The sequence below is a fragment of the Lamprobacter modestohalophilus genome (assembly GCF_016583905.1).
GTDB lineage: Bacteria > Pseudomonadota > Gammaproteobacteria > Chromatiales > Chromatiaceae > Lamprobacter > Lamprobacter modestohalophilus.
This window is the reverse complement of record NZ_NRRY01000090.1, coordinates 1-7,852: the sequence shown is the minus strand read 5'-3', so window position 1 is coordinate 7,852 and position 7,852 is coordinate 1. Positions and strand designations below refer to the sequence as shown.

The 7,852-nt window shown below is 63.1% G+C and carries 8 protein-coding genes and 1 pseudogene; all 9 read right to left on the bottom strand.

Annotated features, from left to right (window positions below; all coding sequences use genetic code 11):
• Positions 1-298: 298 nt before the first annotated feature.
• The 9 genes and pseudogenes from CKO42_RS25065 to CKO42_RS25020 all read right to left on the bottom strand — a co-directional run bounded on the left by CKO42_RS25065 (position 299) and on the right by CKO42_RS25020 (position 7,692).
• The gene (locus CKO42_RS25065) at positions 299-1,102 is read right to left on the bottom strand and encodes an NAD-dependent epimerase/dehydratase family protein (protein ID WP_274608967.1); all 804 of its coding nucleotides are present in this window, start codon (positions 1,100-1,102) and stop codon (positions 299-301) included.
• Positions 1,103-1,141: 39 nt separating this feature from the next.
• Entirely contained in the window at positions 1,142-1,510 is a 369-nt protein-coding gene (locus CKO42_RS25060; RefSeq protein WP_200251452.1) for a MarR family EPS-associated transcriptional regulator, read from the bottom strand.
• A 493-nt stretch (positions 1,511-2,003) separates the two neighbouring features.
• Positions 2,004-2,948: a DUF4351 domain-containing protein gene (locus CKO42_RS25050; RefSeq protein ID WP_200251449.1), complete on the bottom strand. Its 945-nt coding sequence runs from the start codon at positions 2,946-2,948 to the stop codon at positions 2,004-2,006.
• A gap of 11 nt (positions 2,949-2,959) precedes the next feature.
• Positions 2,960-3,118, bottom strand: coding sequence for a winged helix-turn-helix transcriptional regulator (locus CKO42_RS25045; RefSeq protein WP_200251446.1), 159 nt, complete (start codon positions 3,116-3,118; stop codon positions 2,960-2,962).
• 201 nt (positions 3,119-3,319) lie between these two features.
• Positions 3,320-4,960: an aminotransferase class I/II-fold pyridoxal phosphate-dependent enzyme gene (locus CKO42_RS25040; protein ID WP_338035001.1), complete on the bottom strand. Its 1,641-nt coding sequence runs from the start codon at positions 4,958-4,960 to the stop codon at positions 3,320-3,322.
• Positions 4,957-5,247, bottom strand: coding sequence for a hypothetical protein (locus CKO42_RS25035; protein ID WP_200251441.1), 291 nt, complete (start codon positions 5,245-5,247; stop codon positions 4,957-4,959). The genes CKO42_RS25040 and CKO42_RS25035 overlap by 4 nt, the downstream gene beginning before the upstream one ends.
• 44 nt (positions 5,248-5,291) lie before the next feature.
• A pseudogene (locus tag CKO42_RS25030) lies at positions 5,292-5,450 on the bottom strand (Gfo/Idh/MocA family oxidoreductase); the annotation flags it as partial.
• A 24-nt stretch (positions 5,451-5,474) separates the two neighbouring features.
• On the bottom strand, positions 5,475-6,779 hold the full coding sequence (gene tviB, locus CKO42_RS25025) for a Vi polysaccharide biosynthesis UDP-N-acetylglucosamine C-6 dehydrogenase TviB (RefSeq protein WP_200251458.1): 1,305 nt from the start codon (positions 6,777-6,779) through the stop codon (positions 5,475-5,477).
• 91 nt (positions 6,780-6,870) lie between these two features.
• The gene (locus tag CKO42_RS25020) at positions 6,871-7,692 is read right to left on the bottom strand and encodes a DUF2887 domain-containing protein (protein ID WP_200251438.1); all 822 of its coding nucleotides are present in this window, start codon (positions 7,690-7,692) and stop codon (positions 6,871-6,873) included.
• Positions 7,693-7,852 lie beyond the last annotated feature (160 nt).

The window sequence follows — 7,852 nt, the reverse complement described above, 5'->3', positions numbered from 1 at the left end:
CGCGGGCATCGTGCTCAGCCTGCGCGCGCTCACACAGACCGTCGGACGCTGGGCGCAGTTCTGGCAGAAGATCGATCAGTTTGGGGCGGCGTGCTGCTGTTGAGCACAGTATGTTGAGGCCGCACCCGGCACGGATCGTTCGGCGAAGCGCCCTTGAGCGCCTTTTGCTTTGCATAGCCGCGGTAGAAAGCGGTATTGCTGAGTTGCTCAAGCATTTTGGGGTCTGGCGACGGATCCAGGGCGCGTTGGAGATTGTCTGACGCGCGCGGCGGCAAATCAAGTCGGGGCTTTGGCTTCTTCACGGCTTTCCAAATTGCCCGATCATTTCCAGGAGTCCTTGTGCTCTCGTGGTGGTGGCGGCGAGCAAGTTGGCCTGCACGGCGTTGTCGATGTAGCAGAAGTCGCGGCTGGTCTCGCCGTCGCCATTGATGTCGACCGCCTCACCCTTGATCAGGGCGGCGGTCCATTTGGGGATCACTGCGGCGTAGGCGCCGTTGGGGTCTTGGCGCGGGCCGAAGACGTTGAAGTAGCGCAGTCCAATGCTCTCGAGGCCATAAGTGCGGGCGAAGACGTCGGTATAGAGCTCGTTGACGACCTTGGTCACCGCGTAAGGCGAGAGCGGCTTGCCGATGATGGCTTCTTGCTTGGGCAGGCCGGGGTGGTCGCCGTAGGTGGAGCTGCTGGCGGCGTAGACGAAGCGTTGTACACCGGCATCGCGCGCGGCGACGAGCATGTTGAGGAAGCCGTCGATGTTGGCGCTGTTGGTGGTGATCGGGTCTTCGATGGAGCGTGGCACCGAGCCGAGGGCGGCTTGGTGGAGGATGACGTCGATCTCGGTGCAGGCGCGCTGGCAGTCGGCGAGTTGGCGGATGTCGCCTTCGAGGAAGCGGAAGCGCTGCCATTGGGCTGGGGTGGCCAGGGTTTGGACTTCGTCCAGGTTGCGCTGGTGGCCGGTGGCGACGTTGTCGAGGCCGACGACGCGTTGGTCGAGCTTGAGCAGGGTCTCCAGCAGGTTGGAGCCGATGAAGCCGGCGACACCGGTGATGAGCCAGGTCTTGGGGGTGGCTTGGAGGTTGGCTTTGCGTTGCTGGTAGGGGGTCATGCTGGATGGTTGCTGGCTGCGGACGGGCGATGGCTCGGGCTAGGCGTTTTGCTCTGCGTCTGGGAGCAGGGCTTTGGGTGCATCCTCGACTTCAATCTCGGCGCTGAGCTGCTCGATCTCGGCCCTGAGGGCGTCGTATTCGGCGCGTTTGCGTTGGAGGAAGCTGGCGGTGATGCGGGCTTTGTTCTCGAGGCCTTCTGGGGTGAGCAGGTAGGCGTAGGCGAGCTTTTTGTCGCTGCGCTTGAAGTTTTGCGCCTTGATCCAGCCCTTGTCGAGCAGGGCGTTGATGCAATAGTTGACGCGCCCGAGGCTGACGCTGAGCAGTTTGGCGAACTCGCGCTGAGTGGTGTGGGGTTGGCGCGCAAGCTGGCGGAGAATGAGGACGTCGATTTCTTGGTTGTCAGGCACGCTACCGCCCTACCCTGTCATGTGCGGGTATGGGATGGGCCAGGTTGATTGGCCGTCAGACAGGTTTCCGCCCTACCTTGTCATGCCGGTATGGGCTGGGGGTTGGTCTGCGATGGTCGGTTGATGGCGCGTTCAGCGTCGTAACAGGCTGCATGAGATCATCTTGGTGGCGAGGGGTCAAGGGTGAGACGTTGCGTCCCCGCGATCCGCTTGGGCGGAGTATTGTCTTCGGGCGTGGTCTCGCGGGTGCTGTCGTGGCCGGCTTGCAGTTCGGCGACGCGGGTTTGGTGGATGTCGAAGCCGATGACCGGGCGCTGTTTGCCGAATTCGGCCGCAAGCGGCAGGCCGACGTCGCCCAGGCCGATGATGGCGATGGATCACAGACTGGGCGCTGCCGAGATCACTGTGGGAGCAGGCCTCCGGCTTTGGCCTCGGCGGTGAGTTGGTCTAGCAACAGTTGCCTTCGCGGCGCAGCTCAGCGGATCACCGCGCCTCAGTGGAAAATCGTCTCCGGCGTCTCGGCGCTGAGGATGCGTTCTGACCAGGCCTCCAGTTGCTCAGGTTCTGCCGATTCAATGCGCGTGCGGTAGTGCGCAACCGCTTCTGCACCGAACTTCTTATTCACCTGGCGTAGCAGGATGAGGGCCTCGCCCTGCTGAATCCCCGCTTGTTCAACCGTCGTCACATAGGGCATACGCTGTTGCTCCTCGTAGGCATAGAGTGTTTGGCGAAAGTCGGCTTCCAGCGCCTTGGGTAGGCGGATCATCCAGTCGATGAGCCGGAACAGTTCCAGAATCCGTGCCTGCTCATAACCGCGCTCGTACATCAGCCGAATCAGGCGGAACTTCCAGCCCTTGAGCGTCTCGGCATCATCGGTCACCTTGGCGCGGATCTGCGCCATCACCACCAGGGCGAAGACGTTGTCGCTGGCTTCGAGCTCAGCCCAGCGCTCGGGCTCGGCGTAGTCCAAGAGTTTGACCATCGGAAAGCGGAAGTCAACGCGGCAGTCCCAGAGTGCGGTGCTGAACTGCTGTGGACGAAAGCGCTGGTCGGTATCGGCCAAGACGGCAAGGCTGGCCACTGGGACCTGATAGCGGTCGCGGATCTTGTAGTGGTAGGTATAAAGCCGTTCAGCAAAAGCGGTTTCGGGCTCGCCTTGCACCTCGACATGGATCAGTACCCAGGCTGCAGTGCCATCGCGCAGCGTGACACCGACCAGTTTGTCGGCATAACGCCGGGTAGTCTTGGCCTCGCGCACCAGTTGCTGGAATTCCTTGTCGAGAAACTGCACCCCTTTGGACCAGTCGATCTCGGCATGCACGGTCGGGAACAGTAGCGCGAGGAACTCTGGGAAGAAGCGCTCTAGGGCCTCTTTCCATGGGCTGTCGTCGTCGCGTCTCGGCGATGCGGTCTTGGCGCTGTGATTGTCGGTTGGCATGTCGGGAAGGTTTAAATAGGGGTCGGATCCGGTTTTTCCACGATGAGGGCGCGCACGACGTCATTGGTGCGTCCGGCGCTGATGCCGATGGCCTGTGAGCGCTGCAGCTGGGTCTGCTTGGGGTTGGCCTGGAGTTGGTGCAGGACGAGGAAGGTTAGGTCTTCGTTCACCGGGTGCTGGTTCGCTAGATAAAGGTTGCGGGCAGGCTACCGCCCGCCCCTGTCATGTCGGCAAGGGCGGAGGCTGTGATCGGATTGTTCTTGCGCTGAGGGGTTCAGCTGTGAAGAAGGCGAGTATGAGAACAGCTGGCGGCGGTTGGGTCAAGGGTTGGTGCCGAGTTTGGCCGACAGTTGGTTGGTATTAAACCTGGGTCAGACTCCGCTGGCCTTGAGGGCGGTGACGATGCGCTGCTGGTCGACTGCGCTGAGGTCGGCGTGCATGGGCAGGCTCATGACCTCGCGGGCGAGCTGTTGCGCGACGGGGGTGCAGTCGGGGCAGCAGAGGTGGCGATAGGCCGGTTGTTCGTTGAGCGGCACGGGGTAGTGCACGGCGGTGGGGATGCCCTGCTCTTTGAGCTTAGTCTGCAGGCGGTCGCGGTCTTGCACCCTGAGGGTGTATTGGGCGAAGACGCTGGTGCGGTCTGGCTTGGGCCACGGGAGAGGTTTTGCCACGGAAGAACACGGAAGGGCACGGACAATGTCTTGTTTTTGCTTCTGTGTGATTCCCTGTTCTTCCATGGCAAGTAAATCGTGATATTGGCGGGCGACGGCTTGGCGTTGGGTGATCTCGTGCTCGAAGCGCGGCAGCTTGGCGAGGACGATGGCGGCTTGTAGGGTGTCCATGCGCCCGCCGACGCCGATGCGGCTGTGCACGTATCGCGCGCTTTGGCCGTGGACGCGGATCTCGCGGCAGGCTTGGGCGAGGCGGTCGTCGCTGGTGAAGATGGCGCCGCCGTCGCCGTAGCAGCCGAGGGGCTTGCTGGGGAAGAAGCTGGTGCAACCGATGGTGCTTAAGCTTCCGCTGCGCTTGCCCTGGTAACTGGCACCGAAGCTTTGGGCGGCGTCTTCGATGACCGGGAGGTGGCCATGGCGCGCGGCGATGGCGTTGATGGCGCCCATGTCCGCGGGCTGGCCGTAGAGGCTGACGGGCAGGATGGCCTTGGTGTGTTCGCTGAGCTTGGCTTCGATGAGTGAGGCGTCGATGTTGGCGGTGTCGGGCTCGATGTCGACGAAGATCGGGGTGGCGCCGAGCAGGACGATGACCTCGACGGTGGCAACGAAGGTGAAGGGGGTGGTGATGACCTCGTCGCCGGGGCCGATGTCGAGCGCCATGAGGCTGATGAGCAGGGCCTCGGTGCCGCTGGCGACGCTGATGCAGTGCTGGGCGCCGGTGAAGGTGGCGAGTTGCTGCTCGAGCTCGGTGACTTCGGGGCCGAGGATGTATTGGCCGTGGTGGAGGACGCGGTGGATCTGCTGCTCGAGTGCGGGTCGGATGGCGTTTTGTTGGGTTTTGATGTCGACGAAGGCTAATGGTTGCTCGTTTGGTAGCTGCTCCGCTGGGAGCTGCTTTAGCCAGGCGCTGACTTCCGCGGGTCTGAACTGGACCAGCGCCGTGCCTGTGGTGTCGAAGCGCTTATCGTTGGTCACGATGGCGGTTGGTCCTTGCAGCTCGGCGGCAGCGGCGACGATCTGGGCGTCTTCGAGATCCGTCTGCGCCAAGAGCGCAGCGTCTTGATGGAAGCCGAAGCTGGAGAGCGGGTTGAGGCGTTGCAGCAGGTTGGCCAGGAGGCGCTTGACCCGGTCTTTCGCCTCTTCCGGGTCGGCGCCCTCGCGTTTGAACTGCGCCCGAGCCAGGTACTCGAGGACGTGCAGGCTGGGGCTGGCGATCCAGCCTCGGGCGAGGCCGGATCGTTGGCCATCGATGAGGGATGCGATCAGCCGCAACTGGTCTTCAGGTTGGCGTTCGAGCCAGAGGTCGAGAATGACGTTGATGTCAAAGACGAGGTTCTTCACAGCCCGTGCTTCTCTGCAAGTGCCTGCGTGAGGGCGGTTTTGTCTTCAGCGCTGTTCACCGATGGGCGCCGTTTTGACAGCGGGCCAAGGATGTGGCGGATTTCCGCGAGCAGGTCTGGGCTGTCGGTCACGGCTGCGTCGGCTGCCGCGGGTTGCGCAGGCGGCTGAGGTTCCGCTAGCACAGCCTGATCCGGGATCTCGAGGATAACCGGAAACCGTGCTGTGGCAAAGCGGATGGGCCGATTGAATGTGAGCTGACCGTGGTCGTAGAGCGCTTCAACTTGCATGGTCCGACTCCAGGTTGTCAGGATGGCTCGCTTGAGCCGTCTGGCTAATATTCAAGTGGCAGCGAGACTGTACCGCCATCGCGCGCGGAGAGGTAGGCGGCGATCAGTAGCTCGAGGGACTTGAGGCCTTCGCGACCGTCGGTCTCGGGCTCGGCCTCGCCGCGCAGGCTGTCGATGACATTCTTATAGTAGAGCGGATGGCCACAGGGTGTTGGTCAGCCCATACCTCAGAGGCGGGCGTCGACTTCCCTGGCCGGCAGCGCGGATTTCACATCGAAGAGGATCGATGCGTTGGGCACGCCGAGCGCGCGGATGGCCGCTGCGCCGAGTTCGATGAATTCGCGATGCGCCACGGCGAGGATGATGGCGCCATAGGTGCCGGCGGCGGGCAGTTCGGTCAGGCAGTCGATGCCGAGCTCTTGTTTGGCCTCGCTGCGGTCGACCCAGGGGTCGTAGCCGTCGACGCTGAGGTTGTAGTCCTTGAGCGCGCCGATGATGTCGATGACGCGGGTGTTGCGCAGGTCCGGGCAGTTTTCCTTGAAGGTGAGCCCCAGGACCAGGACGCGGCTGTGGCTGAGGTCGATGCCCTGTTTGAGCATCAGCTTGACCACGCGCTCGGCGACATGGGCGCCCATGCGGTCGTTGATGCGGCGGCCGGCGAGGATGACCTCGGGGTGGTAGCCGATGGTGACTGCTTTGTGGGTGAGGTAGTAGGGATCGACGCCGATGCAGTGGCCGCCGACCAGGCCGGGGCGAAACGGGAGGAAGTTCCATTTGCTGCCGGCGGCTTCCAAAACCTCAAGGGTGTCGATGCCGAGCTTGTCGAACAGTAGGGCCAGCTCGTTCATGAGCGCGATGTTGAGGTCGCGCTGGGTGTTCTCGATGACCTTGGCGGCCTCGGCGACGCGGATGCTGCTGGCCGGGTGGGTGCCGGCGGTGATGATCTGGCGGTAGAGGGCGTCGACGATGGCGGCGATCTCGGGGCTGGAGCCGCTGGTGACCTTTTTGATGCTGGTGAGGCGGTGTTCGTGGTCGCCGGGGTTGATGCGCTCTGGGCTGTAACCTAGGTGGAACTCACCCGCCGCATAGGTTAAGCCTGAGGCGCGCTCGAGGATTGGGACGCAGTCTTCTTCGGTGCAGCCGGGGTAGACGGTGGACTCGTCGATGACGAGGTCGCCGGGTTTGAGGGCTTGGCCGACGGTCTCGGAGGCTTTGATCAGTGGGCTGAGGTCTGGGCGCTTGGCGTCGTCGACCGGGGTGGGGACGGTGACGATGAAGATGCGGCAGTCGCGTAGGGCCTCGGGGTCGCTGCTGCAGCGCAGGTGGCGCGCGGCGGCGAGGTCTTCGGGGGTGGTCTCGCGGGTGCTGTCGTGGCCGGCTTGCAGCTCGGCGACGCGGGCTTGGTGGATGTCGAAGCCGATGACCGGGCGTTGTTTGCCGAATTCGACCGCGAGCGGGAGACCGACGTAGCCCAGGCCGATGATGGCGATGGGGGTTGTGGGGTCGGTGAGGTGCGCTTGGGTTGGGGGCATGGGGTGCGGGTTGGTTGGCTTGTTCGGTGGTTGCTGCTTGGTTGCCGGTTCCATGGCCTGGTTTCCGGCTTCCCGGCCGGGACGACGGAGATCACCTGAATAATTCTTCCAGACTGCTGGAGTCGAGCACAGCGTCAAGCCACAGGTCGAGTTGATCGCCATCGGCCTTTTTGATGCGTTCCTCTGCCCAGTCCGGGATTGAGCCGAAGCGGCGGGCGAGCAGGCGTTTTAGGCTTTCAATCTCGCCTTCCATTTTGCCTTCGGCAAAGATTTCTTGATAGGCGCGGGTTTCTTGCAGCGGAGTAAGCCTTTGAAACATGTTGCGAATCTCCGTGAGCGATAGGGTGCGGAAGCGCTCCATGAACCAGTATTCGAGCAGCGCGCTGAGGCGTTCGCGGTGGTGCGGCTCGATCTTGGCCTCTGTGATGGTACGCCAGAGGGCGGGCGCTTGGGCGGTCAGTTCGGTGTCGGTGAACATCAGCGGCGCGAGCACGGCCAGAAATGGGTTCGTCGGTTCGCGCTGGAACAGGGTGCGTAGCCAGTCTTCCAGATAGACCAGGTCGAGCAGTGCACAGTTGCCTTGCAGTCCCTGCGGTTGCGCGGGTCGATCGCTCTCACGTGGGACGATGAGCAGGCCGCGGACATCGCGATGCGGGTGCAGTTCGCCATACAGCCCGAGTTTGCTCAGCAGGTTGTAGAGTGCGGCAGGCTTGCGTTCGATCTGAAATTCGACAATCCAAACGGGTCCATCATGGTTGATGGGGTCGCACAGGCCATCGATACGCCGCTCGATGTTTTTGAGCGTCTCGGAGCGAAAGCGATAGGGGCCTTGGAGCTCCCGCCCTCCGGCAAGGATGCGAAAGGCTTCGGGGCCGAGGGCCAGGAAGTCGTAGATGGAGATGTCGGTTTTCATGGCGCGTCTTCAGCGATGTCGGCGACGCGGGCTTGGTGGATGTCGACGCCGATGACCGGGCGTTGTTTGCCGAATTCGACCGCGAGCGGCAGGCCGACGTCGCCCAGGCCGATGATGGCGATGGGGGTGTTGGGGTCGGTGAGGTGCGCGTGGGTTGGGG